Raw genomic sequence first — 23,107 nt, 5'->3', positions numbered from 1 at the left:
AGCGAAAAACCGGCGTGCAGCTTAGCAGGCCCAGGATCATTGAATAAGAGCAATTTGCGTTTGCTTGATGAAATCGCTGCCAGCGCGGTTGCTCAGGCCATATAGAGCATGAAGTGTCGGTTGACCAGGTTGACGATCAGGTTCTTGTTGCCGCCACCGCGATTATCGCCGATGACTTCGATGACGTCTTCGCTGGTGTATTCCATGGAGGAGGCGGTAATGCACTTGACCGCGTCCATGTGCGCAGGTTGCCAGTAATCCTGGAATAACCAGATGCTGGTGTCGGCAGACGGGCCGAGGATCAGGCGCAAGGCCTTGTGGTTCTCAGTCGATCTGCCGATCCACGGGATGGCCAGCGAGCCATTCCAGACGTGCTGGGCGCCGACTGCCAGGCTGTTGCTGCGGTTTTCACCGTCGATCAGGGTCAGGGTATAAGGCGTGTTATTGGCGATGGAGCGCAAGTAGGTGACGTTGGCCATGTAGTGTTTTCCTTTCAATGTTCAGTTTTCGGGCGTGGCAACGGGCTGGTCGGGGTGCGATAGACATAGGCCGCGAGCAAGGTGATTTCGTTGAACGGTGGGTCGAGCTCGGCGGGATGAAAGCGACCAAGCAGCTGCATCCCTTGGTCAATGGCGACTGCCTCGAACATACGGCGGTCAGTTTCGTTGGGGTCGTACAGGTAGATCTTGCCGGGGCGGGCAACTACCCGGCACATTTCCTCGGCCACATGCCGGGTGATCGGAGCGCCCATCAGCGTCACGTGAGGGACTGCATGGTCGTCGAGGGGAAAGTCCGGAGCATCGTATTCGTATACGACAATGAGGTTGGGAATGTGCCCGCCAGCGAACGGCCCGTTGGAGATTAGCTGGCCAGCCTTGTTCAGGTTGTACGCATCGTTGAATCCGGTGATGAGGTCTTCCCCATTCATGCGCTGGACGATTCGGCCTTCGCCCCAGACATCAAGAATCTGCAGCACTGTGCCTCCTGTTAGGATTGATCGAAGGCCTACAGGATGAGCATCTGCATGCACGCCAGGCAGCGGGAAGCGTTTTACCCGGCAGCAAACGAAAACGCCCGGCACAAGGCCGGGCGTTTTCGATGAAGCGCTACAGCATGATCAGAACTCGTGATCCGCAGTGTCCGGGTTCAGGTTGGCAATGCCCAGCTTGCCCGCGGCCTGCTCGATCGAGCCGGTCTGCTTGACCAGGGCGGCGATGGCGTCACGCACGATCTGGTTGCCGGCAGCATTGTCGGCGGCGATCAGCTGGTCGTAGTGCTCACCTTTGAGGGCGTGGTCGACGATCACCTGAAGCTTGGCCTCGGTGGCTTCCAGATCGGCCTTGAGGGCTGCATCGGCGGCCGGGTCAACCTTGGCGACCAGCGACGACAGGCTAGGGCCGGTCAGCTTGGTGCCGTCCGGGCGGGTGTACTCGCCCAGGTAGACGTTGCGGATGCCCTTGGCGTCGTAGAAGTGCGAATAGTGAGTGTTGTCGCTGAAGCAGTCTTGCTCGTCTTCTGGCGAGTTGGCTTCCAGCGAAACTTTCATGCGCTCGCCAGCCAGTTCGCCCAGCGACAGGCTGCCCATGCCGAACAGCATCTTGCGCAGGCCGTCGTTGACAGGCTCGGCTTCCAGCTTGGCGCGGTAGTTGTCGGCGACGTTCGGTGCCCAGTTGCCGACCATCTCTTCGAGGTCGGTGACCAGCAGGTCGGTAACCGCTTTGAGGTAGGCGCGGCGGCGGTCGTTGTGGCCGCCGGTGGCGCCCTGGCCTTCCAGGTAGTCGGATGCCGGGCGGTTGCCAGCGCCAGGGCCGGTGCCGTTCAGGTCCTGGCCCCAGAGCAGGAATTCGATGGCGTGATAGCCCGTGGCAACGTTGGCCTCGGAGCCAGCCAGCTCGTTCAGGCTAGCCAGTTTTTCGGGGGTAATGTCCTTGACGTCGACCTTCTCTTCGCCCACCTGGATCTCGGTGTTGGCGATGATGTTGGCGCTGGCCCCCGGGTTGCCCAAGGCGTGCTCGTAGCTCTTGTCGACGTAGTCGATCAGGCCTTCGTCCAGGGGCCAGGCGTTCACCTGACCTTCCCAGTCGTCGATGATGGTGTTGCCAAAGCGGAAGGTTTCGCTCTGCAGGTACGGTACGCGCGCGGCGAACCAGGCTTCCTTGGCGGCTTTCAGGGTTTCGTCGTTGGGCTTGGCCAGGAACGCGTCGACTGCGGTCTGCAGCGTCTTGGCAGTGCTCAGCGAGTCGCTGTACACGGCGTAGACCATGTCGGTGTAATGCTTGACCACGGCTTTGCCGGCGGCTTCGTCGACAGCCCCTGGCGCAACAGCGGTGGTGGCGGCAGCAGGTGCCTGGGCTTGCGGCGCGGCGGCTTTTTCGTCCTTGCCTTCACCGCAACCGGCGAGGGCGATGGCAATGGCCAGCAGACTGGCGGAGGCCAGAGGCATTCGAATCATTATTGGTTTTCCTGCATCGTGTGGTTGGACCAAAGGGGTGGACCGTGCGCCGTGGCACGCAAAACTACAACATCATGCGAAAGATTTGCATTTGCTGTAAAGAGGCGGGCGCGCAATTCATGTAAATCAGGGGCACGGCCTGTAACCGGGCAGGTGGCCTCAGGACACCGAAACCCGGTTGCGTTGCGCTTGTTTGAGGAAGTGGGTCAGTTCACGGGCCGAAAGAGGCTTGCTGTAGTGGTAGCCCTGGCCCTCGTGGCAACCCTGGGCAACGATGTAGGTTTCCTGCTCGGCCGTTTCCACGCCCTCGGCGATCACCTGCATCCCCAGGCTCTTGCCCAGCTGGATGATGGCGCGAACGATGGTGGCGTCGTCATCATCGTCGAGCAGGTCCTGAACGAAACTCTTGTCGATCTTGATCTTGTCCAGGGGCAGCGACTTCAGGTAGCTGAGGGACGAGTAGCCGGTGCCGAAGTCGTCGATGGCAATCAGCGCCCCGGAGCGGCGCAGGCTCAACAGGTGCTGGGCGGCGGTGCTGATGTCTTCCATCAGGCCGGTTTCGGTGACTTCCAGTTCCAGGCTGCGCGGTGGTAGGCGATAGGCTTGCAGCAGGTTGTTGACCACCCGTGGCAGCTCGCTGTGGTGCAGTTGCACGGTAGACAGGTTGACCGCCATGCGCAGGTCGCTGAAGCCTTGGTCGTGCCATTCGCGCAGTTGCCGGCAGGCCTGGTCAAGCACCCATTCGCCGATGCTGATGATGCTGCCGTTCTGCTCGGCCAGGGGGATGAACTGGTCGGGTGGCACCATGCCCAGTTCCGGGTGCTGCCAGCGCAGCAGGGCCTCTACGCCAACCACCCGGTGGTCGCGGTAGCTGATCTGTGGCTGATACACCAGGTAAAGCTGGTTGCGGGGCAGGGCTTCACGCAGGTCCTTTTCCAGTTCGCGACGGCGACGCATCTCGCTGTCGACGCTGGCGATATAGAACTGGTAGCGGTTGCGCGAGCGGGCCTTGGCCAGGGTCATGGTCTGTTCGGCTTTCTGCAGCAGTTTTTCGGTGCTATCACCGTCTTCGGGGAACAGGGTGATGCCGATGGTCGCACGCAGGCGGATTTGCTCGTGGTCGAGGTCGAACGGTACTTCCAGGTCATCAAGGATGCTTTGCGCCAGTTCGGCAGCCTCGTAGGGCTGCTCGATATTGGCCTGTACCAGGGCGAACTGGTCGCCGCCCAGCCGCGCCAGAGCGCCCAGGCGGCCGCTGTGGGCGCGTAGTCGATCGGCCAGGGCCAGCAGCAACTGGTCACCGACCTGGTAGCTGAACTGTTCGTTGATACCCTTGAAGTCGTCCAGGCCAACGCACAGCACTGCCACACGGTGCTGCAGACGGCCGCCGTCGACGAGGATCTTGTCCAGTTGCTGCTGCAGTTGCTGGCGGTTGGGCAGGCCGGTGAGGAAGTCGTACTGGGCCATGCGCTGCAGGCTGTTCTCCGCCTCGTGGCGCAGATGGGTGTTGCGCTCGATCGAGGCCAGCAACTGGTTGGCGGTGTTCACCCACAGGCCCAGTTCGTTTTTCTCGTGGCCCTTGAGCAGCGGTATCTGGTGCTGGCTGGGGCGGTCAGGGTTGATCTGGGTGAGGTGCTCGATGATCTTCGACAGCGGTTTGGTCAGCAGCCAGTGGTAGACCAGGTAAAGCACCAGGCCCATGGCCATGGCCCGCAGCACGCCGGATATGAAGATGATCACCGCGTTGATCAGGAAATCTTTGCCGTAGGAGGAGGTATCGAGGGTAATGCTGAGATCGCCGTAGTATTCGCTGTAAGGGCCACGGCCGACCAGTTGCGTGGTGTAGGTGCGCTCCTGGCCGAGGATGAGGTCGGTGAGCCAGCGCATGGACATGTCCTGCAGCGGGCGGGACTTTTCTGCCAGCATGGTTTCGTTGGGGTGGCCAATGGAGGCCATGCGCACTGATTCGTCCTGGAACAGGCCTTCCATGACCTGCATGCCCATTTCACGGTCGAGGCTGTAAACCGCCTGGGTCGAGGGATCGCGGAACATGTCGAGGATGCGCTGGGCATCGTTGTCCACGGCCTGGCGGGTCTTGTAGGTGTCATAGACGATTTGCGCACAGCTGAGCACGACGCCAACCGCCAACGCCGACAGCAGCACGACCCTGAGCAACTTGACCGACAAGCTGTTCCGCAATTCCAGCTTCAATGGGGTTTCCTTAATCCATGCGCATGGCATCATTTTGCCATCAACGATGACGATACACTACCGGCCGATCATGAGCAGTGTATCGGTTGCCTGACCCCGCAACTTGAATGCGCTGTATCAATCTTCCAGAGGTTTGATGTTAGCGTGGTATGCGGCCTGAGCAAGCAAAACCGTGCCAGCCTGTTTGCGGCAACACAGGCACAAAAAAACCCGGCACATGGCCGGGTTTCTCGTTCAAGGCCGAATGACTCAGGCCTTGAAGGTCTTGCCTTCGAACTGCTCGGCAACGAAGGCCCAGTTGACCAGGTTCCAGAACGCCTCGACGTACTTCGGACGCAGGTTGCGGTAGTCGATGTAGTAGGCGTGTTCCCAGACGTCGCAGGTCAGCAGCGGGGTGTCGCCGCTGGTCAGTGGGCAGCCGGCGCCGATGGTGCTGGCCAGGGCCAGGGAACCGTCAGCTTTCTTCACCAGCCAGCCCCAGCCGGAACCGAAGGTGCCAACCGAAGTCTTGGTGAACTCTTCCTTGAACTTGTCGAAGGAACCGAAAGCGGCGTTGATGGCGTCAGCCAGTGCACCGGTAGGCTGGCCGCCGCCGTTTGGCGACAGGCAGTTCCAGTAGAAGGTGTGGTTCCAGACTTGAGCGGCGTTGTTGAAGATGCCGCCCGAAGAGCTCTTGACGATCTCTTCCAGGGCCTTGCCTTCGAATTCGGTGCCTGGGACCAGGTTGTTCAGGTTCACGACATAGGTGTTGTGGTGCTTGTCGTGGTGATACTCCAGGGTTTCCTTGGAGATGTGCGGCTGCAGGGCATCATGGGCGTACGGCAGCGGCGGCAATTCAAAAGCCATGGTGGATCTCCTGATTCAGGTCTGTTTGCGGTTTGCGCAAGGCCGATCACGGGCGGCCCGATAAGCGTCGGCGAGTCTGTACTCTTTGCGACGCAAGGGCTGGATCATAGCACCGGGCCCGGCGCATAACCACGCAACAAACATAGGGAATAGAGGTTCCGGAGGGGTTGGGCTGTACCGACCAGTGGCTCGCCGTTGCGTTGGTGTTGCCAGTGAAGGCGAGCGTCGCTCGATCTGGCAGGCGATGAATATGCCGCACCAAGCCCCGAGGTCAGTTGAAGATCAATTGTGCCGCCACCGCGAACATCATCACCGCCACCATCAGGTCGAGCATGCGCCAGGTCGCAGGCCGCGCCAGCCACGGTGCCAGCCACGCCGCGCCAATGGCCAGGGTCGAGAACCACAGCAGCGAAGCGCTGGCCGCACCGGCCACGTAGGCGCCAGGGGCGGACTGTTGGGCGCCCAGCGAGCCGATCAGCAACACCGTATCGAGGTACACGTGCGGGTTCAGCAGGGTCACCGCCAGGGCGCTGAGCAGTACGGCGCGACGTGAGCGAACGCCCTGGCCTTGCTGGTGCTGCAGGCTCTGCTTGGAGCAGGCACTGCGCAGCGCCTTGGCGCCGTACCAGATCAGGAACACTGCGCCGCCCCAGCGGGCGATTGCCAGCAAGGTCGGGTTGTGTGCCAGCACGGTGGCCAGTCCGAATACCCCGGCGGCCACGAGGATGGCGTCACAGACGATGCACAGCGCTGCCACCGGCAGGTGATGCTCACGGCGCAGGCTCTGGGCGAGGACGAAGGCGTTCTGGGCGCCGATGGCCATGATCAGGCCGAAGGCCACCAGCATGCCATTGAGATAGCTTTGCCACATGGCAGGGCTCTCCAAAAAGGGTCACGGAAGATGCTGGCCATTGTGATGTTCGGCGCTGTATAAGAAAAACAAATAAAGCTGATCACCCATTAGGAAAATCGATGTTCGACTACAAGCTGCTGGCTGCCCTCGCGGCAGTGATCGAACAAGGCGGTTTCGAGCGTGCGGCGCAGGTGCTGGGCTTGTCGCAATCGGCCATTTCCCAGCGCATCAAGTTGCTTGAGGCGCGGGTCGGCCAGCCGGTGCTGGTACGTGCCTCGCCGCCCGGCACGACCGAAGTCGGTCGGCAGCTACTCAACCATGTGCAGCAGGTGCGCCTGCTTGAACGCGACCTGCAGCGCCAGGTACCGGCGCTGGATGAAGAGGGCATGCCGGAGCGCCTGCGTATCGCCCTCAACGCCGATAGCCTGGCCACCTGGTGGGCCGGCGCGGTGGGCAACTTCTGCGCACAACAGAACGTGCTGACCGACCTGGTGGTTGAGGACCAGGAAGTGGGCCTGAAGCGCATGCGTGCCGGCGAAGTGGCGGCCTGCCTGTGTGGGAGCGAGCGGCCGGTAGCCGGCGCACGCAGTTTGCCACTGGGGGCCATGCGCTACCGGGCATTGGCCAGTCCCGTGTTCATGGCGCGGCACTTCCCCCAAGGTTTTGTCGCCAGCCGCCTGGCCCGTACGCCAGCGATCGTGTACGGCCCGGACGATTTCCTGCAGCATCGCTACCTGGCATCGCTGGGCATAGAGGGTGGTTTCCTGCACCACCTGTGCCCTTCATCCGAAGGCTTCCTGCGCATGACCGAGGCCGGGTTGGGATGGGGCCTGGTGCCCGAACTGCAGGCCCGGGAGCAACTGGCCAGTGGGCAATTGGTGGAAATCTGCCGCGATACCCCTATCGATGTGCCGCTGTACTGGCATCATTGGCGCAATGGCGGGCAATTGCTCGCGCAACTGACCGACCACCTGCGGCACACCGCACAGCATTGGCTGGTGCCCTTGTAGCCGTGGCTGGCGTCAGTTGCATCTGAAATCTGGCAAGACGGAGTGTTACATGCGAATTCTGGTCACCGGCGCGAGTGGCTTCATTGGCGGGCGTTTTGCGCGTTTCGCCCTGGAGCAAGGCCTGGACGTGCGCGTCAGCGGCCGCCGTGCCGAAGGGGTCGAGCATCTGGTCAAGCGTGGCGCACAGTTCATCCCGGGTGATCTGGGTGACGCCGAGCTGGCCCGGCGTTTGTGCCAGGGTGTCGAAGCCGTGGTGCATTGCGCTGGCGCGGTGGGTAACTGGGGGCGCTATCAGGATTTCTACCAAGGCAACGTGGTGGTGACCGAGAACGTGGTCGAGGGCTGCCTGAAAGAGCACGTACGGCGCCTGGTGCATCTGTCTTCGCCGTCGATCTACTTCAATGGCCGTTCGCGTCTGGACGTCCGTGAAGACCAGGTACCGCGTCGCTTCCACGATCACTATGGGCAAACCAAGTACCTGGCCGAGCAGAAAGTGTTCGGTGCCCAGGAGTTCGGCCTGGAAGTGCTGGCGCTGCGTCCGCGCTTCGTTACCGGCGCGGGCGATGCCAGTATCTTCCCGCGGCTGATGCAGATGCAGCGCAAAGGGCGTGTGGCGATCATCGGCAACGGCCTGAACAAGGTCGATTTCACCAGTGTGCACAACCTCAACGAGGCGCTGCTAAGTGCATTGTTCGCTGATGACCGGGCGCTGGGCCAGGCTTACAACATAAGCAACGGCCAGCCACTGCCGCTGTGGGACGTGGTCAACTACGTGATGCGCCAGATGCAGCTTCCCCAGGTGACCCGCTACCGTTCCTATGGCCTTGCCTATAGCCTGGCCGCGCTGAACGAGGCGGCCTGCATGTTATGGCCAGGGCGCCCGCAACCGACTTTGTCGCGCCTGGGGATGCAGGTGATGAGCCGTGATTTCACCCTGGATATCAGCCGTGCCCGGCAGTACCTGGACTACCAGCCCAAGGTCAGCCTGTGGACGGCGCTGGATGAATTCTGCGGCTGGTGGAAGCATTTGCCGCCCGGCTGACAATGGTCATCAATGCGCCGCGCTGGCGGTTTATACTCGTGCCTCTTTGTGACTACCGCGGTTGAATGTATCCATGCGTAACCATGCTCACGATGACTTTGATGACGTGCCTGCCTTGCGGGCGGGCACCGTTGATGATGACGAACTGATGCCGGCGCATGTGATGCGCAGCCGCCAGAAAGCCGCCCGCGGGGCCAGCACGGCGCCGTTGTGGGCGTTGATCGGTGCCGCGTTCATCGCGTTGGCGGGCCTGGGTTGGTGGAGCTTTCAGCAGATCTCGCTGATGGAGCAGCAACTGGTGGCGACCCAGGAAAGCTTTGCCCGCATCAGTGAAGAGGCGGCTGGCCGCCTTCAGGCGATCAGTGGCAAGGTGGCGGCCAGTGAGTCGGGCGCCACTACCAGCAGTGAGGCATTGAAGCTACAGCTTCGCCAGTTGCAGCAGGGTGTTGCCGGGCAGACCGGCGACCTGGGCAAGCGTCTGGAGCAGGTGCTGGCCGATACCCGAGAACAGCAGAAGGCTGTGACCGACCTGCAAAGCCAGTTGCAGGCGCAACTGAAGCTGGTGAATGGCGAGTTGGCGGCGCTGCGTTCGGGCCAGGTCGATGGTGGCAAGCTGGATGCCCAGTTGAAGAGCCTGAGCGAGCAGGTTGCCGCGTTGAAAGCCTCACAGGTGGATGGCGGCCAGCTGGACGGCCAGCTCAAGCGTTTGGGTAGCGAGGTGGCGGCCTTGAAGAAACAGGGCAACCCGAGCGCTGAGATTCAGAGCCTGCAGCAGGACATGCTGGTGTTGAAGAGCCAGGTCGACAACCGCCCGGCCGCCGCGTCATCCAGTGGTGCTTCGGTGCAGGAGTTCGATGCCTTCCGTGCGCAGATGACGCGTAACCTGAATACGCTGCAGAGCCAGATTCAGAACCTGCAGCAACAGATCAACGCTCGGCCGTGACGCCGCAGGGGAGGGCGTTGCCCTCCTATCGCGACACAACGCCGCTCCCACTATGTACGGTGTACGCCGATTGAGCTGCGCCCCGGCAATCTTGATTACAACCGCGGGTAATCGATGTACCCCACCGGCCCCTTGCCATAGAAAGTCTCAGGCCGCGCCTCATTCAACGGCGCATCCGCTGCCAGCCGTGCCGGCAGGTCAGGGTTGGCGATGAACGGCACACCAAACGCCACGGCATCCGCTTTGCCACTGGCCAGGGCCGCATTGGCACTGGCCTTGTCGAACCGCTCGTTGACGATGTACGGGCCACCGAATGCCTCTTTGATCAGCGGCCCGATGCTGTCGTCGGCTTCCCGCTCCCGCGAGCAGATGAAGGCGATGCCGCGCTTGCCCAGCGCTCGGGCCACATAGGTGAAGGTCTCGGCGCGGTCGGCGTCGCCCATGTCATGGGCGTCGGCTCGCGGTGCCAGGTGCACACCTACACGCTGCGCGCCCCACACTTCAATGGCCGCATCGGTCACCTCCAGCAGCAGGCGCGCGCGGTTTTCCAGCGAGCCACCGTAACGGTCGGTGCGCTGGTTGGTGCTGCTTTGCAGGAATTGGTCGAGCAGGTAACCGTTGGCGCCATGGATCTCCACACCATCGAAACCGGCAGCCTTGGCATTTTCGGCACCACTGCGGTAGGCCTCGACGATGTCGTTGATTTCTTCGGTTTCCAGCGCCCGCGGGGTAGGGTAGTCACTCAGCGGGCGCACCAGGCTCACATGGCCCTTGGGCTGGATCGCGCTGGGGGCCACAGGCAGTTCGCCATTCAGATAGCTGGGGTGGGAGATACGACCCACGTGCCACAGCTGCAGGAAGATGCGACCGCCCGCGGCATGTACGGCCTTTGTCACATTGTTCCAGCCACGTACCTGTTCATCGTTCCAGATGCCGGGGGTATCTGGGTAGCCGACGCCCATTGGGCTGACCGAAGTGGCCTCGCTGAGGATCAGCCCGGCGCTGGCACGTTGTACGTAGTATTCGGCCATCAGCGCATTGGGCACACGGCCTTCATCGGCACGGCAGCGGGTGAGCGGGGCCATGATGATACGGTTGGGCAGTTGCAGGTCGCCCAGTTTGATCGGATCGAAAAGCGTGGTCATTGTGGTTACCTGCCTTGTCAAAGTGCTTGGCGCAGTTGTTCGAGGAACGCCTGGATGTTGGCTTCGTCGCGTTTGAAGAAGTGCCATTGGCCAATCTTCTGGCTGCTGATCAGCCCGGCGCGCTGCAAAGTGGCCAGGTGGGCAGAGACGGTCGACTGCGACAGGCCGCAGCGTTGGTCGATTTGCCCCGCACACACACCGTTTTCGGTGCTGTGGTACTGGTCCGGAAACTGGGTTGCCGGGTCTTTCAGCCAGCTGAGAATTTCTCGCCTGACCGGGTGGGCCAGTGCTTTTATGATTTCGTCGAGATCGAGTGGCATGGTTTGAGGCTCGTTGTAGCGGTATATCGCGATAGGCCGAAATATAATTCGCTGAATTCCGATATACAAATACGAAGGCGTTCTGAGCTGAGCACGAATCGATATATCGCGTTATAACGATATGCTGGGTGGCGATGCTAGACTGCGCTCATGAACTACCTCGCACACTTGCACCTGGGCGGCCCGGCGCCGCAACAACTGCTTGGCAGCCTGTATGGCGACTTTGTCAAAGGCTCCTTGGAAGGGCGCTTTCCGCCTGCGCTGGAGGCGGCCATCCGACTGCACCGGCATATCGACAGTTACACTGACCAGCATCCGGTGGTGCTGGCGGCTCTGGCACGTTTTCCGCGCGAGCGGCGGCGCTTTGCCGGCATCGTCCTGGATGTGTTTTTCGACCATTGCCTGGCACGGCACTGGGGCAACTACGCCGATCAGCCGCTGGAGCAGTTCACTGGTGCGTTTTATCGGGTATTGCTGGCAGAGCCCGAGCTGCCTGGGCGGCTGGCGCGGATTGCGCCGTTCATGGCAGCGGATGACTGGCTAGGGGCGTATGGCGATTTCGACACGCTGGAGCAGGTGTTCAACGGCATTGCCCGGCGCTTGTCGCGGCCTGAGGGGATGGCTGGGGTGATGGTGGAACTGGAGCGGCTGTATGAGCCGCTGCTGGCGGATTTTCGCGAGTTCTACCCGCAACTGCAGGCGTTTGCGGCGGTAGGGCGGATGTCTGACAGTTAGAGGTGTGTGGGTGATTCTGGCCCCTTTGCGGGTAAACCCGCTCCTACGGGCAATGCGCTCGGTGTAGGAGCGGGTTCACCCGCGAAAGGGCCAGAACAGGCAGTACACGCATTCAGGCAGCCCGCGCCTGTCGACGTGGCGCCATCTCCATGTCTTCAACCCCGAACAGCGCCAGGTGAATCGCCTGCTGTGCCTGCAATGCCAGCACCGCACGTTCCTTGCCCACGCTACCTATTGGCTGCAGGAGGTGGATGCACACCTCGCCCCGCGGCAGGGCGAACAGGCGCATCAGGTGCGACACCAGGTCGTCCTCACCAATGAACGGCGCTACCGGGTCGATCTGGCCATCACGCAGGTACTGGATAGCGACTGGCTGCACTGCCACGCCACGGTCGATGGCACCTGCCAGCAGGCGGCCATGAAAGGTGCGCAACGTGCGGCCGCTGGTAGTGGTGCCTTCGGGGAATATCAGCAGCGGGCGGGCCAGCCCCAGTTGCCCGGCGATCTGTTCGCGCAGGCGCTGACTGTCGCCACCACCACGGCGAATGAACAGCGTGCCGGCCTTTTCCGCCAGCCAGCCGGCCACCGGCCAGTGGCGCACTTCGGCCTTGGACAGGAAAGACAGCGGCGTGAGCATGCCAAGCAGGGGGATGTCGGTCCAGGAAACATGGTTGCTGACCCATAGCATCGGTCGCTGTGGAAGTTCGCCAACTACCTTCACGTCGAAGGGCAGGGCGGCGACCAGGCGCTTCATGAACAGGCAGGTCCAGCGCTGGCGCCGTTCGATCGGCGCCTTGAAGCCCAAGCGTTCGCCCAAGGCGATAATGCTGGCCATCAGCATGCCTTGCGCCAGCACCAGCAGCAGTCGGATGAGGCGGGCCAGTACCCGCAACTTCGGCATCAGACCGCCGCCTTGAAGTGGCGGGCGTAGCGTGGGCACAGCTCGTCGCGTTTGAGCAGGATGAACACGTCTGCCACCTGGAAATCCTCGTCCCAGCATGGCTCGCCGCAAATCTTTGCGCCCAGGCGCATATAGGCCTTGAGCAGCGGGGGCATTTCGGCAATGACGTTATTGGGCAGGGCCAGTTTCGGCAGTGGGTTCTTCGGCTCGGCACGCAGGTGTTCGGTGCACAGGTAACGTTCACGCAGGCGCTGCATCACTGCATGGGCCTGCACGCCGCCGTCCTGCATGGGGATACTGGCGCAGCCCATCAGATAGCTGTAGCGGCCCTCGTTGAGCACCTCGGCCAGTTCGCCCCAAAGCACGGCGATGGTACCGCCGTTGCGGTAGTCGGGGGCGACGCAGGTACGGCCCAGTTCGAGGATCGGGCCTTGCAGCTGCAGCAGGCCGTGCAGGCTGAATTCTTCTTCGCTGTAGAAACGGCCCAGGCTGCTGGCGGCCTGGTGATCGAGCAGGCGGGTGGTGGCAACCAGTTCGCCGGTGCTCATATCGCGTACACCAATGTGGCGGCAGTGCACGTCGTAGTCGTCCATGTCCAGGCCCTGCTCGGCACCTTTGAGCTTGGCCTTGAATTCTGCGCTGAATACGGTGTAGCGCAGAGCCTGGGCTTCTTGCAGCGCCGCGGCGCCAACCAGGCGTTCGGCTTGCAGACGGCGTTCGGTGCTGTAGTCGCCAGCGGTAGCGATCCGAGTCATTACGAGTCTCCATAAGCCAGCCAAGAAAGGTTGCGGCCGGTCGGCTTTGTTGTGCAAAGTCAGCCTAGGTAGACCCAGTGTCACCCCTGTGAATGTTTGGTGATGCTTGCGTGACACACCCTGAGCCTTAACTGAAAGCCCTCCAGCAAGGAGCTGTTCCATGGCCTGGTTGCAACGACTCAACGATCCGCTTCGCCTCGCGCCGACAGGCACCCTGGGCGAAACCTACGCCGCGCTGCTTGAGCGCCTCGGCTCGGTTGCCCCGTTCGAATTGGCGGTACTGGGTGGACGTGCAATGGCCACCCCGGGCCTGGCCTTCCTGGTGGGTTACCAGGCTGCCCTTCGCGTGCTGTGGCCCAGTGCGCCGCACAGCCTTGGCGCCTTGTGTGCTACCGAGCGGCGCAGCGTGCGGCCGGCAGACATGCACACACGGCTGGACGCTCTGCGGCTGTCGGGCTGCAAAGACTTCGTTACCGCAGGCCTGGAGGCGGAGTGGTTGCTGGTGGCGGCGCGTAGCGAAGCGGCTGGCGCGGCGCCGCAACTGAGCCTGGCGGTGGTTTACCCCGGGGAGCCTGGCGTGACACTGGAGCCATTGCCGACCCTGCCGCTGATGCCGGAAGTCGGGCACGGCCGACTGCTGCTGGAGCAGGCATCGTGCGAGTTGCTGGCCGGTGACGGCTGGGATGCCTACGTGAAGCCGTTCCGTTCGCTGGAGGATTTGTATGTGCTCACGGCGCTGACCGCCTGGTTGTATGGCGTTGGGCAGGAGTGCGCCTGGCCGCAGGGGCTTCGCCTGCAGTTGCTTGGGCTGTTGGCCGGCTGCGCCGAGGGTAGCCGGCAGTGTGCCGATAGCATGGGTTGTCACTTGTTGCTGGGCGGGTTGTTTGCACAGTTCCAGGCATTGCGGGGGGAGATCGATGCGGCGTTGGCGACAGGGCCGGGGCATTGGGCGCACATCTGGCAGCGTGACCAAGGGGTGATGGCGCTGGCGGCGTCGGCACGGGAGAAGCGGCTGAACAAGGCGTGGGTTGCTGCGGGTTTGTCATGAATGGCTGACAGGTTTGTGTGAACCGATGAGCCGCGGCGTGGTACCTGTGGTGGCGGGGTTAGGTGCAAAGCGGCCGGTACTGGCAGCAGAAAACCTGAAAGACATGTCCTTTTATCGCGCTTGATCCCCGCAAATCCCAGCCGTTGACGTATCATTGGTCGCCTGACGGCAACCCCTCCAGGATCGCTTGCGCATGCTCGCCCTTCTTATCCAGACCCTGAACATCACGGCACCGGTTTTCGCCATGCTGTTCATGGGCGTCCTGCTCAAACGCATTCACTTGATCGACGACAACTTCAACCGCGTCGCCTCGCAGCTGGTATTCAACGTCTGCATGCCGGCGCTGCTCTTCCTCGGCATCTACCACGCCGACCTGGCCGCAGCGGTCAAGCCCGGTGTCATCCTGTATTTCATCGTCGCCACCTTGGTCGGTTTCGCCATTGCCTGGGGCATGGCCATCTGGCGCAGCCCGATGGCCGACCGAGGCATCTATACCCAGGGCGCCTTCCGCGGCAACAACGGTGTGATCGGCCTGGCCCTGGCCGCCAGCCTGTACGGTGACTATGGCATATCCCTGGGGGCGGTGCTCGCAGGCCTGGTCATCCTCATGTACAACTCGCTGTCAGCGGTGGTACTGGCGGTGTACAGCCCGGACCTCAAGTCCGACCCGTGGAGCATCTGCAAGAGCATTTTCAGCAACCCGCTGATCATCAGCGTGCTGGTGGCCGCGCCGATGGCTTACGGCCAGGTGCCGCTGCCCAACTGGCTACTGACCTCGGGCGACTACCTGGCACAGATGACCCTGCCGCTGGCGCTGATCTGTATCGGTGGCACGCTGTCGCTGGCAGCGCTGCGTAACTGTGGCCGGCTGGCCATCGATGCCAGCCTCGTGAAAATGCTCTGGCTGCCGCTGCTCGGCACCCTTGGGGCCTGGTTGTGCGGGTTTCGCGGGGCGGAGCTGGGCATCCTGTTCCTGTACATAGGCAGCCCGACCGCTGCGGCCAGCTACGTGATGGCGCGGGCGGCCAACGGCAATCATGAACTGGCCGCGTCGATCATCGTGATTACCACGCTAATGGCGGCGATCACCACCAACATTGGTATTTTCATCTTGCAGTGGGGCGGATGGATCTAGATCCTTGACTGCAAATAACAGCAACAACACTGCCTCACTGAGCTAAAGGACACTTCATGCAAGACCAGAGCACGCCCGAGCGGTTACAGCGCGGGCTGAAGAATCGCCATATCCAGCTGATCGCGCTGGGCGGGGCCATCGGTACCGGGTTGTTCCTGGGCATTGCCCAGACCATCCAGTTGGCCGGCCCCTCCGTGTTGCTGGGCTACGCCATCGCCGGCCTGATGGCCTTCCTGATCATGCGCCAGCTGGGCGAAATGGTGGTGGAAGAGCCGGTTGCCGGCAGCTTCAGCCACTTCGCCCACCAATACTGGAGCGAGTTCGCCGGCTTTGTCTCAGGCTGGAATTACTGGGTGGTGTACGTGCTGGTCGGCATGGCCGAGCTGACGGCGGTCGGTATCTACGTGCAGTACTGGTGGCCGGACTTCCCCACCTGGGCCACGGCGGCGATTTTCTTCGTGGTGATCAACCTGATCAACCTGACCCAGGTAAAGGTCTATGGCGAGATGGAGTTCTGGTTCGCCCTGGTCAAGGTGGTAGCCATCGTCAGCATGATCGGCTTTGGTGCCTGGTTGCTGGGCAGCGGTCATGGTGGCCCGGATGCCAGCGTTGCCAACCTGTGGCAGTACGGTGGCTTCTTCCCTAACGGCGTCACGGGTCTGGTAATGGCCCTGGCGGTGATCATGTTCTCGTTTGGTGGCCTGGAGTTGGTCGGCATCACGGCTGCCGAGGCTGACAACCCGCGCGAGAGCATCCCCAAGGCCACCAACCAGGTGGTGTACCGCATCCTGATTTTCTACATCGGTGCCTTGGCAGTGCTGTTGTCGCTGTACCCTTGGCAGAAGGTGGTGCAGGGCGGCAGCCCGTTCGTGATGATCTTCCACGAACTGGACAGCGACCTGGTGGCGACCATCCTCAATATCGTGGTGCTGACGGCTGCGCTCTCGGTGTACAACAGCTGTGTGTACGCCAATAGCCGTATGCTGTTCGGCCTGGCCAGCCAGGGCGATGCGCCGCGTCAGTTGCTGAAGGTGAGCCGTAGCGGCGTACCGCTGACTGCGCTGGCCGTGTCGGCCTTTGCGACCGGCCTGTGCGTGCTGATCAATTACCTGATGCCGGGCGGGGCCTTTGGCTTGCTGATGGCGTTGGCAGTGTCCGCGTTGGTGATCAACTGGGCGAGCATCAGCATTACCCACCTCAAATTCCGCAAGGCCAAGCTGGCCGCCGGGATCACCCCCTTCTACAAAAGCCTGGGGCACCCACTGACCAACTACCTGTGCCTGGCGTTCATCGTGCTGATCCTGGTGGTGATGTACCTGACGCCGCCGATTCGCATCTCGGTAATGCTGATCCCTGCATGGATCGCTGTGCTGTGGGTGGCCTTCAAGCTGAAGAAGGCTCGCCAGGCCAAGGGCTGATCGGGTTTGTTCGTAAGGGGTATGCCGTTAGATTTTCGGCGCCTGTGAGATCGAGCGCCGCGCGGGCGGCGCTCGATCTCACAGGCGATGAAAGCCTAAAGGCATGCGTCTGGCGGCCCTGACGCGTTCCCCTTCCATGCCCCTCAATGCTGCCTCCGCCAGGCACGCACAGTGGTGTACAGCAACACCGTAGCGAGCACCGGCAGTACATAGAACAGCATCAATCGCTCCAGGCGGCCAGCCAGCGGCATACCCATGGTAAAAGCCGCCACATGAAGGCCGTAGGCCAGGTACAGGCAAAGAAACACCAGGCCTTCTGCGCGAGTAATGCGGTAACCGGAATAGAACACTGGCAGGCTCAGGACAGCAACGCCGAGCATTACAGGCAGATCGAAAGACAGCGCGTTAGGCGAGATCGACAGGGGTTCCGGGGTGATCAGTGCGGTCAGGCCCAGTACGGCCAGCAGGTTGAACAGGTTACTGCCGATCACCGTGCCCACGGCGATCTCCCGTTCGCCACGCAAGGCGGCGATCAGCGCAGCGGCCAGTTCCGGCATGGAGGTGCAGATGGCGACGACCGTCAGGCCGATAATACGCTCGGACAGGCCCAGGTCGGTGGCCACCTCGATGGCAGCTTCCAGTAGCAAGTGGCCCGCCAGGCTCAGCAGGCCAAGGCCGACCAGTATCTGCAGCAGCGTGCCTGACCAGAAGCGCCCGGCCCCGGACCTGGCGGCGTCCAGGGCCGGGTAGGTGCGTGCGTAATGGCGCGACTGATGCCAGAGCATTGCCAGGTAACCGGCCAGCCCCAGCAATAGCAGTGCCCCTTCAACCCTGCCCAGGTGGGCATTGGCGGACAGTGCATACACCAGCCCGCTGGCAAGGATCATCAAGGGAAGATCCAGGCGCACCAGCTGACGAGACACCCGTAGCGGGATGATCAGCGCGGCCAGGCCGAGAATGACCAGTACGTTGAAGATGTTGCTGCCGATCACGCTGCCTACTGCCACATCCGGCGCACCCTGGTAGGCGGCCTGCAGGCTTACGGTCAATTGTGGCGCGGTACTGCCGAAGGCCACCAGGCTCAGGCCTATGATCAGCGGGCGAACGTGCAGGCGCTGCGCCAGGCGCAAGGCGGAGCGCACCAATAGCTCGGCGCCACCGATCAGCAACAACAGGGCAACGCCCATTTGCAGCAGGCTAAAAGTGGGAAGGGTGGCCAGGTCGAAAATGGTCGGACTCCTGTCGCGTCAGTCGCTAAGCCCTTGTACGCGCACGCGCGCTGTTCCGCTACGGAGCATACCGATTTTTTCTGCTGCTGCGCGAGACAGGTCGATCAGGCGGCCGCGGGTGTGCGGGCCACGGTCGTTGATGCGTACCACCACACTGCGCTGGTTGGCCATGTTGGTCACCCGTACACGTGTGCCGAAGGGCAGGCTGCGGTGCGCGGCGGTAAGGCCGTGCTGGTTGAACGGTTCGCCACTGGCGGTGCGTTTGCCATGGTGGCGCGAGCCGTAGTAGGAAGCGGTGCCCGTCTGGTCGTAGCCGCGCGGGTCGATGTCATGGCTGGCGCAGCCGGCCAGGAAAGAAAACAGGGCGAGGGTGCCGAGGGAACGTTTTAGCAAGTCAGGTGCTCTCCGGTGCGACCATTCGCGGGTAAACCCGCTCCTACAGGGAAAACGCTGGTTTGTGTAGGAGCGGCTTCAGCCGCGAACGAGGGCGAAGCCCTCGCAGCATTACAGGGGTAAAACCATCACCCTTCGAGCTTGGCCTTGAGCAATTGGTTCACCTGCCCCGGGTTGGCCTTGCCTTTGGAAGCTTTCATGGCCTGACCGACGAAGAAGCCGAACATCTTGCCGCGCTTGGCCTCATCGGCTGCGCGATATTGTTCGACCTGCTCGGCATTGGCTGCCAGCATTTCGTCGAGCATCTTGTCGATCGCACCCGTGTCGGTAACCTGTTTCAGGCCTTTGCTCTCGATGATGCTGTCGGCATCGCCTTCACCGGCGGCCATGGCCTCGAACACGGTCTTGGCAATCTTGCCGCTGATGGTGTTGTCACGAATGCGCAGCAGCATGCCGCCCAGTTGCGCAGCGCTGACCGGCGCCTGATCGATTTCGACACCCAGCTTGTTCAGCAGGCTACCCAGTTCGACCATGACCCAGTTGGCCGCCAGCTTGGCATCACCACCGATCTTTACCACTTCTTCGAAGTAGTCAGCCTGTTCGCGGCTGGAAGCCAACACGTTGGCGTCGTAGGCCGACAGACCGTACTGAGTCTGGAAGCGCTCGACCTTCTGTGGCGGCAGCTCCGGCAGGCCGGCGCGAATGGTTTCGAGGAAGCTGTCCTCGATGACCACCGGCAGCAGGTCGGGGTCGGGGAAGTAACGGTAGTCGTTAGCTTCCTCTTTGCTGCGCATGGAGCGGGTTTCGTCCTTGTTCGGGTCGTACAGGCGTGTTTCCTGCACGACTTTGCCACCGTCTTCGATCAGGTCGATCTGGCGCTGGATTTCGCTGTTGATCGCGCGCTCGATGAAACGGAACGAGTTGACGTTCTTGATTTCGCAGCGAGTGCCGAACTCGGTCTGGCCTTTCGGTCGGATCGATACGTTGCAGTCGCAGCGCAGCGAACCTTCGGCCATGTTGCCGTCGCAGATGCCCAGGTAGCGCACCAGCGCGTGGATTGCCTTGACGTAAGCCACGGCTTCCTTGGCGCTGCGCATGTCAGGCTCGGAAACGATTTCCAGCAGCGGGGTGCCGGCACGGTTCAGGTCGATGCCGGTGGAGCCGCTGAAGTCTTCGTGCAGGCTCTTGCCGGCGTCTTCTTCCAGGTGCGCGCGGGTTACGCCGATGCGCTTGATGGTGCCGTCTTCCAGCGCGATGTCCAGGTGGCCCTTGCCGACGATCGGCAGGTCCATCTGGCTGATCTGGTAGCCCTTGGGCAGGTCGGGGTAGAAGTAGTTCTTGCGTGCGAACACGTTGCGCTTGCCGATTTCGGCATCGATGGCCAGGCCGAACATGCACGCCATGCGCACGGCCTCCTCGTTCAGCACCGGCAGTACGCCGGGCATGCCCAGGTCAACCAGGCTGGCCTGAGTATTCGGCTCGGAGCCAAAGGTGGTAGCGCTGCCGGAGAAGATCTTCGACTGGGTGGCGAGCTGAGTGTGGATTTCCAGCCCGATCACAACTTCCCATTGCATGTGTGAATTCCTCAGAAGCCGTTGGGGGCGCGGGTATGCCAGTCGGTCACCTGTTGGTAGCGGTGCGCGACGTTGAGCAGGCGGCCTTCCTGGAAGTACGGCGCCAGCAGTTGCACGCCGACCGGCAGGCCGTCGACGAAGCCTGCTGGCATCGACAGGCCAGGCAGGCCCGCCAGGTTGGCGGTGATGGTGTAGACGTCTTCGAGATAGGCGGCAACCGGGTCGCTGCTCTTGGCGCCAAGCTTCCAGGCCGGGTTTGGCGTGGTCGGGCCGAGAATCAGGTCGACATCGTTGAAGGCGGCCATGAAGTCGTTCTTGATCAGGCGGCGGATTTGCTGCGCCTTCACGTAATAGGCGTCGTAGTAGCCGGCCGACAGGGCGTAGGTACCGACCATGATGCGGCGCTGTACTTCAACGCCGAACCCTTCGCCGCGTGAGCGCTTGTACAGGTCGGTGAGGTCTTTGGGCTCTTCACAGCGGTAGCCGAAGCGTACGCCGTCGAAACGCGACAGGTTGGAAGAGGCTTCAGCCGGGGCGATCACGTAGTAGGCCGGAATGGCATGCTGCATGTTCGGCAGGCTGATTTCCTTGACCACTGCGCCGAGCTTTTCCAGCTCTTTGACGCTGGCCTGGACCAGGTCGGCGATGCGTGGGTCTAGACCGGCACCGAAGTACTCTTTCGGCAGGCCGATGCGCAGGCCCTGCAGCGAAGCGTTCAGGCTGGCGCTGTAGTCCGGCACCGGTTCTTCGATGCTGGTGGAGTCCTTGGCGTCGAAACCGGCCATACCTTGCAGCAGCAGCGCGCAGTCCTCGGCGGTGCGGGCCAGTGGGCCGCCCTGGTCGAGGCTGGAGGCGTAGGCGATCATGCCCCAGCGCGACACACGACCGTACGTCGGCTTGAGGCCGGTGAGGTTGGTCAGTGCCGCTGGCTGGCGGATCGAGCCGCCGGTGTCGGTGCCCGTGGTGGCGGGCAGCAGGCGCGCGGCCACAGCAGCGGCCGAACCACCGGACGACCCGCCCGGAACGTGCTCGAGGTTCCACGGGTTCTTCACCGCGCCGTAATGGCTGGATTCGTTGGCCGAACCCATGGCGAACTCGTCCATGTTGGTCTTGCCCAGGGTGACCATGCCGGCTTCGGCCAGCTTGGCGACCACGGTGGCGTCATAGGGCGCCTTGAAGTTGTCGAGCATCTTCGAGCCGCAGCTGGTGCGTACGCCGTTGGTGCAGAACAGGTCTTTGTGGGCGATCGGTGCACCCAGCAGCACGCCGGTTTCGCCAGCGGCGCGACGGGCATCGGCGGCACGCGCCTGAGCCAGGGCCAGGTCGTCGGTGATGCTGATGAAGCTGTTGATCTGCGGGTCGAGCTGTTTGATGCGCGCCAGCAGGGCGCCGGTCAGCTCTTCGGAAGAAAACGATTTGTCGGCGAGTCCGCGGGCGATCTCGGCCAGGGTCAATTGATGCATGGCAGGCTCTATCCCTTACTCGATGACTTTGGGAACCAGGTACAGACCGCTTTCGGTCGACGGCGCGATGGCCTGGTAGGCATCGCGCTGGTTGCTTTCGGTGACTTGGTCAGGACGCAGGCGCTGGCTGGCCTCCAGCGGGTGGGCCAGGGGCTCGATGCCAGTGGTATCGACCGCTTGCATCTGGTCGACCAGGCCGAGAATGCTGTTCAGGGCGTCGGTAATGCGTGGCAGTTCGCCATCATTCAGGCCCAGGCGGGCCAGATGGGCGATCTTTTCCACGTCGCAGCGTTCAAGCGCCATGAGGATCTCCAAGGGAAACAAAGAACGGAATTTGGGTCCGCGGTGAGGAACATGTCAGCTTTCTGGCGGTCTAACGGCCGCGAAATTCTGCTGGCGTGCTCGGAAAAACAGCCAATTTAACATATTGGCTCCTTGCCCAAAATCCCTGCCATTGTTAGAGTTTGCCGCACTTTTTTACCCACGCTTTCCCCAGGGTCACTTTCCCATGTTCAAGAAACTGCGTGGCATGTTTTCCAGCGATCTTTCTATCGACCTGGGTACTGCCAACACCCTTATTTACGTGCGTGAGCGCGGTATCGTCCTGAATGAGCCCTCGGTTGTTGCCATCCGTACCCATGGCAACCAGAAAAGCGTTGTCGCCGTCGGTACCGAAGCCAAACGCATGCTGGGCCGTACGCCTGGCAACATTGCAGCCATTCGTCCGATGAAGGACGGCGTCATCGCCGACTTCAGCGTCTGCGAAAAAATGTTGCAATATTTTATCAACAAGGTTCACGAGAACAGCTTCCTGCAGCCGAGCCCGCGCGTGCTGATCTGCGTGCCGTGCAAGTCGACCCAGGTCGAGCGCCGCGCCATCCGCGAGTCGGCCCTCGGTGCGGGTGCCCGTGAAGTGTTCCTGATCGAAGAGCCAATGGCCGCTGCCATCGGTGCCGGCCTGCCGGTTGAAGAGGCCCGCGGTTCGATGGTCGTCGATATCGGTGGCGGTACCACTGAAATCGCCCTGATCTCGCTGAACGGCGTGGTCTATGCCGAGTCCGTCCGCGTTGGCGGTGACCGCTTCGACGAAGCCATCGTGACCTACGTGCGCCGCAACTACGGCAGCTTGATCGGCGAATCCACCGCCGAACGTATCAAGCAGGAAATCGGTACTGCCTACCCAGGTGGCGAAGTACGTGAAGTCGACGTGCGTGGTCGTAACCTGGCCGAAGGTGTACCGCGTGCCTTCACCCTGAACTCCAACGAAGTGCTCGAAGCGCTGCAGGAATCGCTGGCGACCATCGTCCAGGCGGTCAAGAGCGCCCTCGAGCAATCGCCGCCGGAGCTTGCCTCGGACATCGCCGAGCGCGGCCTGGTACTGACCGGTGGTGGTGCGCTGCTGCGTGACCTCGACAAACTGCTGGCCCAGGAAACCGGCCTGCCGGTGATCGTCGCCGAGGACCCGCTGACCTGCGTCGCCCGTGGCGGCGGTCGCGCCCTGGAGATGATGGACAAGCACGCGATGGACCTGCTCTCCAGCGAGTGATCCCGCTCGCTGTTCACGAGCGCCCGGTTTACAGGTAGTACGTACAGTGCTACCTGTATGCGCTGGGCTGGCGCCCGTTTGGGCGTCG

Annotated in this window: 23 protein-coding genes; 8 read left to right on the top strand and 15 right to left on the bottom strand. The window is 62.2% G+C overall.

Annotated features, from left to right (window positions below):
- Positions 1 to 92: 92 nt before the first annotated feature.
- The 6 genes from ACTJJN_RS04950 to ACTJJN_RS04925 all read right to left on the bottom strand — a co-directional run bounded on the left by ACTJJN_RS04950 (position 93) and on the right by ACTJJN_RS04925 (position 6,380).
- Positions 93 to 479, bottom strand: a complete 387-nt coding sequence (locus tag ACTJJN_RS04950; RefSeq protein WP_003255197.1) for a hypothetical protein — start codon at positions 477 to 479, stop codon at positions 93 to 95.
- A 14-nt stretch (positions 480 to 493) separates the two neighbouring features.
- A complete protein-coding gene (locus ACTJJN_RS04945) occupies positions 494 to 976 on the bottom strand; it encodes a hypothetical protein (protein ID WP_012051294.1) in 483 nt (160 codons plus the stop codon).
- Between the two features lie 141 nt (positions 977 to 1,117).
- Positions 1,118 to 2,452 (bottom strand): imelysin family protein, encoded by a 1,335-nt coding sequence (locus tag ACTJJN_RS04940; protein WP_012051295.1) that lies wholly within the window; start codon positions 2,450 to 2,452, stop codon positions 1,118 to 1,120.
- Between the two features lie 159 nt (positions 2,453 to 2,611).
- The gene (locus tag ACTJJN_RS04935; protein WP_003255193.1) at positions 2,612 to 4,663 is read right to left on the bottom strand and encodes a putative bifunctional diguanylate cyclase/phosphodiesterase; all 2,052 of its coding nucleotides are present in this window, start codon (positions 4,661 to 4,663) and stop codon (positions 2,612 to 2,614) included.
- Between the two features lie 249 nt (positions 4,664 to 4,912).
- Positions 4,913 to 5,509 (bottom strand): superoxide dismutase, encoded by a 597-nt coding sequence (locus tag ACTJJN_RS04930; protein WP_440781025.1) that lies wholly within the window; start codon positions 5,507 to 5,509, stop codon positions 4,913 to 4,915.
- A 271-nt stretch (positions 5,510 to 5,780) separates the two neighbouring features.
- Positions 5,781 to 6,380: a LysE/ArgO family amino acid transporter gene (locus ACTJJN_RS04925; RefSeq protein WP_003255185.1), complete on the bottom strand. Its 600-nt coding sequence runs from the start codon at positions 6,378 to 6,380 to the stop codon at positions 5,781 to 5,783.
- Between the two features lie 101 nt (positions 6,381 to 6,481).
- Between ACTJJN_RS04925 and ACTJJN_RS04920 the strand changes: the two genes are divergently transcribed.
- From ACTJJN_RS04920 to ACTJJN_RS04910, 3 genes are all read left to right on the top strand, one after another.
- On the top strand, positions 6,482 to 7,372 hold the full coding sequence (locus ACTJJN_RS04920) for a LysR family transcriptional regulator ArgP (protein ID WP_003255184.1): 891 nt from the start codon (positions 6,482 to 6,484) through the stop codon (positions 7,370 to 7,372).
- 49 nt (positions 7,373 to 7,421) lie between these two features.
- Positions 7,422 to 8,414: an NAD-dependent epimerase/dehydratase family protein gene (locus ACTJJN_RS04915; protein ID WP_003255182.1), complete on the top strand. Its 993-nt coding sequence runs from the start codon at positions 7,422 to 7,424 to the stop codon at positions 8,412 to 8,414.
- A 73-nt stretch (positions 8,415 to 8,487) separates the two neighbouring features.
- The gene (locus tag ACTJJN_RS04910) at positions 8,488 to 9,357 is read left to right on the top strand and encodes an ATPase (RefSeq protein ID WP_440781022.1); all 870 of its coding nucleotides are present in this window, start codon (positions 8,488 to 8,490) and stop codon (positions 9,355 to 9,357) included.
- 95 nt (positions 9,358 to 9,452) lie between these two features.
- Here ACTJJN_RS04910 and ACTJJN_RS04905 read toward each other — a convergent pair whose 3' ends face one another.
- Together ACTJJN_RS04905 and ACTJJN_RS04900 are read right to left on the bottom strand one after the other, a co-directional pair.
- Entirely contained in the window at positions 9,453 to 10,502 is a 1,050-nt protein-coding gene (locus tag ACTJJN_RS04905) for an alkene reductase (protein ID WP_003255179.1), read from the bottom strand.
- A gap of 17 nt (positions 10,503 to 10,519) precedes the next feature.
- Positions 10,520 to 10,822, bottom strand: a complete 303-nt coding sequence (locus tag ACTJJN_RS04900; RefSeq protein ID WP_012051298.1) for an ArsR/SmtB family transcription factor — start codon at positions 10,820 to 10,822, stop codon at positions 10,520 to 10,522.
- Positions 10,823 to 10,972: 150 nt separating this feature from the next.
- Here ACTJJN_RS04900 and ACTJJN_RS04895 point away from each other — a divergent pair, with 150 nt between their 5' ends.
- Complete coding sequence (locus ACTJJN_RS04895) at positions 10,973 to 11,557, top strand: ACP phosphodiesterase (RefSeq protein ID WP_012051299.1); 585 nt, start codon at positions 10,973 to 10,975, stop codon at positions 11,555 to 11,557.
- 112 nt (positions 11,558 to 11,669) lie between these two features.
- Here the strand turns inward: ACTJJN_RS04895 and ACTJJN_RS04890 are convergent, their stop codons facing one another.
- Positions 11,670 to 12,458 (bottom strand): lysophospholipid acyltransferase family protein, encoded by a 789-nt coding sequence (locus ACTJJN_RS04890; protein WP_108078505.1) that lies wholly within the window; start codon positions 12,456 to 12,458, stop codon positions 11,670 to 11,672.
- Entirely contained in the window at positions 12,458 to 13,213 is a 756-nt protein-coding gene (gene olsB, locus ACTJJN_RS04885) for an L-ornithine N(alpha)-acyltransferase (protein ID WP_012051301.1), read from the bottom strand. Before olsB ends, ACTJJN_RS04890 begins: the two co-directional genes overlap by 1 nt.
- 160 nt (positions 13,214 to 13,373) lie before the next feature.
- Here olsB and ACTJJN_RS04880 point away from each other — a divergent pair, with 160 nt between their 5' ends.
- The 3 genes from ACTJJN_RS04880 (at position 13,374) to ACTJJN_RS04870 (ending at position 16,814) form a co-directional block, all read left to right on the top strand.
- Entirely contained in the window at positions 13,374 to 14,261 is an 888-nt protein-coding gene (locus tag ACTJJN_RS04880; protein WP_012051302.1) for a hypothetical protein, read from the top strand.
- A gap of 193 nt (positions 14,262 to 14,454) precedes the next feature.
- Positions 14,455 to 15,396, top strand: a complete 942-nt coding sequence (locus ACTJJN_RS04875; RefSeq protein ID WP_012051304.1) for an AEC family transporter — start codon at positions 14,455 to 14,457, stop codon at positions 15,394 to 15,396.
- A gap of 56 nt (positions 15,397 to 15,452) precedes the next feature.
- Positions 15,453 to 16,814 carry an amino acid permease gene (locus tag ACTJJN_RS04870; protein ID WP_003255172.1) on the top strand — a complete coding sequence of 454 codons (1,362 nt, stop codon included), beginning with the start codon at positions 15,453 to 15,455 and terminating at the stop codon, positions 16,812 to 16,814.
- A 143-nt stretch (positions 16,815 to 16,957) separates the two neighbouring features.
- Here the strand turns inward: ACTJJN_RS04870 and ACTJJN_RS04865 are convergent, their stop codons facing one another.
- From ACTJJN_RS04865 to gatC, 5 genes are all read right to left on the bottom strand, one after another.
- Complete coding sequence (locus ACTJJN_RS04865; RefSeq protein WP_440781020.1) at positions 16,958 to 18,001, bottom strand: calcium/sodium antiporter; 1,044 nt, start codon at positions 17,999 to 18,001, stop codon at positions 16,958 to 16,960.
- A gap of 60 nt (positions 18,002 to 18,061) precedes the next feature.
- On the bottom strand, positions 18,062 to 18,436 hold the full coding sequence (locus ACTJJN_RS04860) for a septal ring lytic transglycosylase RlpA family protein (protein ID WP_003255170.1): 375 nt from the start codon (positions 18,434 to 18,436) through the stop codon (positions 18,062 to 18,064).
- Positions 18,437 to 18,564: 128 nt separating this feature from the next.
- Complete coding sequence (gatB, locus tag ACTJJN_RS04855) at positions 18,565 to 20,010, bottom strand: Asp-tRNA(Asn)/Glu-tRNA(Gln) amidotransferase subunit GatB (protein WP_003255169.1); 1,446 nt, start codon at positions 20,008 to 20,010, stop codon at positions 18,565 to 18,567.
- A gap of 11 nt (positions 20,011 to 20,021) precedes the next feature.
- Positions 20,022 to 21,473 carry an Asp-tRNA(Asn)/Glu-tRNA(Gln) amidotransferase subunit GatA gene (gene gatA / locus ACTJJN_RS04850; RefSeq protein ID WP_003255167.1) on the bottom strand — a complete coding sequence of 484 codons (1,452 nt, stop codon included), beginning with the start codon at positions 21,471 to 21,473 and terminating at the stop codon, positions 20,022 to 20,024.
- A 15-nt stretch (positions 21,474 to 21,488) separates the two neighbouring features.
- Positions 21,489 to 21,776, bottom strand: a complete 288-nt coding sequence (gatC, locus tag ACTJJN_RS04845) for an Asp-tRNA(Asn)/Glu-tRNA(Gln) amidotransferase subunit GatC (RefSeq protein ID WP_003255165.1) — start codon at positions 21,774 to 21,776, stop codon at positions 21,489 to 21,491.
- 205 nt (positions 21,777 to 21,981) lie between these two features.
- On the opposite strand from gatC, the gene mreB reads away from it, so the two are divergent.
- Positions 21,982 to 23,019 carry a rod shape-determining protein MreB gene (gene mreB / locus ACTJJN_RS04840; protein ID WP_003255163.1) on the top strand — a complete coding sequence of 346 codons (1,038 nt, stop codon included), beginning with the start codon at positions 21,982 to 21,984 and terminating at the stop codon, positions 23,017 to 23,019.
- Positions 23,020 to 23,107: the final 88 nt, after the last annotated feature.

Source organism: Pseudomonas sp. 22515 (assembly GCF_052044625.1).
Lineage (GTDB): Bacteria > Pseudomonadota > Gammaproteobacteria > Pseudomonadales > Pseudomonadaceae > Aquipseudomonas > Aquipseudomonas alloputida.
Note: the sequence above shows the minus strand (reverse complement) of the source record. Positions and strands in the feature narration are given on the sequence as shown.

Excerpts from the sequence above, each read along its gene's own strand:
- ACTJJN_RS04950 (WP_003255197.1), bottom strand. The coding sequence starts at position 479 with ATGGCCAACGTCACCTACTTGCGCTCCATCGCCAATAACACGCCTTAT.
- ACTJJN_RS04940 (WP_012051295.1), bottom strand. The coding sequence starts at position 2,452 with ATGATTCGAATGCCTCTGGCCTCCGCCAGTCTGCTGGCCATTGCCATC.
- ACTJJN_RS04930 (WP_440781025.1), bottom strand. The coding sequence starts at position 5,509 with ATGGCTTTTGAATTGCCGCCGCTGCCGTACGCCCATGATGCCCTGCAG.
- ACTJJN_RS04925 (WP_003255185.1), bottom strand. The coding sequence starts at position 6,380 with ATGTGGCAAAGCTATCTCAATGGCATGCTGGTGGCCTTCGGCCTGATC.
- ACTJJN_RS04920 (WP_003255184.1), top strand. The coding sequence starts at position 6,482 with ATGTTCGACTACAAGCTGCTGGCTGCCCTCGCGGCAGTGATCGAACAA.
- ACTJJN_RS04915 (WP_003255182.1), top strand. The coding sequence starts at position 7,422 with ATGCGAATTCTGGTCACCGGCGCGAGTGGCTTCATTGGCGGGCGTTTT.
- ACTJJN_RS04910 (WP_440781022.1), top strand. The coding sequence starts at position 8,488 with ATGCGTAACCATGCTCACGATGACTTTGATGACGTGCCTGCCTTGCGG.
- ACTJJN_RS04905 (WP_003255179.1), bottom strand. The coding sequence starts at position 10,502 with ATGACCACGCTTTTCGATCCGATCAAACTGGGCGACCTGCAACTGCCC.
- ACTJJN_RS04900 (WP_012051298.1), bottom strand. The coding sequence starts at position 10,822 with ATGCCACTCGATCTCGACGAAATCATAAAAGCACTGGCCCACCCGGTC.
- ACTJJN_RS04895 (WP_012051299.1), top strand. The coding sequence starts at position 10,973 with ATGAACTACCTCGCACACTTGCACCTGGGCGGCCCGGCGCCGCAACAA.
- ACTJJN_RS04890 (WP_108078505.1), bottom strand. The coding sequence starts at position 12,458 with ATGCCGAAGTTGCGGGTACTGGCCCGCCTCATCCGACTGCTGCTGGTG.
- olsB (WP_012051301.1), bottom strand. The coding sequence starts at position 13,213 with ATGACTCGGATCGCTACCGCTGGCGACTACAGCACCGAACGCCGTCTG.
- ACTJJN_RS04880 (WP_012051302.1), top strand. The coding sequence starts at position 13,374 with ATGGCCTGGTTGCAACGACTCAACGATCCGCTTCGCCTCGCGCCGACA.
- ACTJJN_RS04875 (WP_012051304.1), top strand. The coding sequence starts at position 14,455 with ATGCTCGCCCTTCTTATCCAGACCCTGAACATCACGGCACCGGTTTTC.
- ACTJJN_RS04870 (WP_003255172.1), top strand. The coding sequence starts at position 15,453 with ATGCAAGACCAGAGCACGCCCGAGCGGTTACAGCGCGGGCTGAAGAAT.
- ACTJJN_RS04865 (WP_440781020.1), bottom strand. The coding sequence starts at position 18,001 with ATGGGCGTTGCCCTGTTGTTGCTGATCGGTGGCGCCGAGCTATTGGTG.
- gatB (WP_003255169.1), bottom strand. The coding sequence starts at position 20,010 with ATGCAATGGGAAGTTGTGATCGGGCTGGAAATCCACACTCAGCTCGCC.
- gatA (WP_003255167.1), bottom strand. The coding sequence starts at position 21,473 with ATGCATCAATTGACCCTGGCCGAGATCGCCCGCGGACTCGCCGACAAA.
- gatC (WP_003255165.1), bottom strand. The coding sequence starts at position 21,776 with ATGGCGCTTGAACGCTGCGACGTGGAAAAGATCGCCCATCTGGCCCGC.
- mreB (WP_003255163.1), top strand. The coding sequence starts at position 21,982 with ATGTTCAAGAAACTGCGTGGCATGTTTTCCAGCGATCTTTCTATCGAC.